2 protein-coding genes are annotated in these 1,897 nt (G+C 67.2%); both read right to left on the bottom strand.

What is annotated here, in order from left to right; genetic code table 11:
- A partial coding sequence (gene dmpG, locus J7302_RS26190; RefSeq protein ID WP_215381755.1) for a 4-hydroxy-2-oxovalerate aldolase occupies positions 1–989 on the bottom strand: 989 nt, incomplete at its 3' end.
- An 11-nt stretch (positions 990–1,000) separates the two neighbouring features.
- On the bottom strand, positions 1,001–1,897 hold an 897-nt coding region (locus J7302_RS26185; RefSeq protein WP_215381753.1), incomplete at its 5' end, for an acetaldehyde dehydrogenase (acetylating).

The raw sequence follows: 1,897 nt of genomic DNA, 5'->3' as shown, positions 1-1,897 counted from the left end.
GCCACGTCGACGATCATGTCTTCCTGGCCGCCGACCATGCGGCGGCGGCCCAGCTCGACGAGAATGTCGAGGGTCTTCAGCCCGTACTTGGCCGCGGCCACCTCGGCATGGCGCAGGAAGCTGGAGTACACCCCGGCATAGCCCAGCCCCAGGGTTTCCCGGTCGACGCGCACCGGGCGGTCCTGCAGCGGCCGCACCAGGTCGTCGGCGGCATCCATCAGGCGGTAGAGGTCGGTGCCGTGGTTCCAGCCCAGGCGCTCGGCGGCGGCGATGAACACCTCCAGCGGCGCATTGCCGGCGCCGGCGCCCATGCCGGCCAGGCTGGCGTCGATGCGGTCGCAGCCCTCCTCCACCGCGGCGATGGAGTTGGCCACGCCGAGGCTGAGGTTGTGGTGGGCGTGCATGCCGGTCTGGGTCTCCGGCTTGAGGATCGCCTTGAAGGCGCGCATGCGCTCGCGGATGTCCTGCATGTTCATGGCGCCACCGGAGTCGGCCATGTAGATGCACTGGGCGCCGTAGCTTTCCATCAGCTGGCCCTGCCGGGCGAGTTCGTCGGCGGGGATCATGTGGCTCATCATCAAAAAGCCCACGGTGTCCATGCCGAGCGAACGGGCGTATTCGATGTGCTGCTTCGACACGTCCGCCTCGGTGCAGTGGGTGGCCACGCGCACGCAACGGGCGCCGGCGTCATAGGCGGCCTTGAGGTCATGCACGGTGCCGATGCCCGGCAGCAGCAGCACGGTCAGGGTGGCATGCTCGATGACGTCGGCTGCCGCTTCGATCCATTCCAGGTCAGTGTGGGCGCCGAAGCCGTAATTGAAGGACGAGCCTTGCAGGCCGTCGCCATGGGTGACTTCGATGGAGTCGACCTTGGCCTGGTCCAGCGCGCGGGCGATGGCCTGCACCTGCTTGATCGAATACTGATGGCGGATCGCGTGGCTGCCGTCGCGCAGGGTCACGTCGGAGATGTAGAGCTTCTTGCCGTTCATGGTCGGTCTCCTCAGGCCTTGAGCATCGACTGCGCCATGCGCTCGGCGGTGGCCAGCGCGGCGGAGGTCATGATGTCGAGGTTGCCGGCGTAGGCCGGCAGGTAATGGGCGGCGCCTTCCACTTCGAGGAACACCGAGGTCTTCAGCCCGGAGAAGCGGCCGTGGCCGGGAATGTGCAGCGGCGCGGATTCGGGGATCACATCGAACTGCACCCGCTGCTTGAGGCGGTAGCCTGGCACGTAGGCCTGCACCGCGGCCGCCATCTCTTCCACGCTGGCCTCCACTTTCGCCTGGTCGGCCGCTTCGCTGAGGACGAACACGGTGTCGCGCATCATCAGCGGTGGCTCGGCCGGGTTCATGATGATGATCGCTTTGCCCTTGGCCGCGCCGCCGATTACTTCGATGGCCTTGGACGTGGTTTCGGTGAACTCGTCGATGTTGGCGCGGGTGCCGGGGCCGGCGGACTTCGATGCGATCGAGGCGATGATTTCGGCATAGTGGACCTTCGCCACGCGCGACACCGCGGCGACCATCGGGATGGTGGCCTGGCCGCCGCAGGTGACCATGTTGACGTTGAGTTGCTGGAGGTTCTGCTCCAGGTTGACCACCGGCACGCAGTAGGGGCCGATCGCCGCCGGGGTCAGGTCGATCAGGCGGATGCCGGGTTTGACGCTGCGCAGGAAGGCGTCGTTCTGCACATGGGCGCCGGCCGAGGTGGCGTCGAAGACGAAGTCGATCTCGGAAAAGATCGGCAGGCGGGTCAGGCCCTCCACGCCTTCATGGGTGGTGGCCACCCCGAGACGCGCGGCACGGGCGAGGCCGTCGGACGCCGGGTCGATGCCGACCATGGCGCCCATCTCAAGATGCTGCGCGTTGCGCAGCACCTTGATCATCAGGTCGGTGCCGAT

It is taken from the genome of Metapseudomonas boanensis (assembly GCF_018704125.1).
Classification (GTDB): domain Bacteria; phylum Pseudomonadota; class Gammaproteobacteria; order Pseudomonadales; family Pseudomonadaceae; genus Metapseudomonas; species Metapseudomonas boanensis.
Note: the sequence above shows the minus strand (reverse complement) of the source record. Positions and strands in the feature narration are given on the sequence as shown.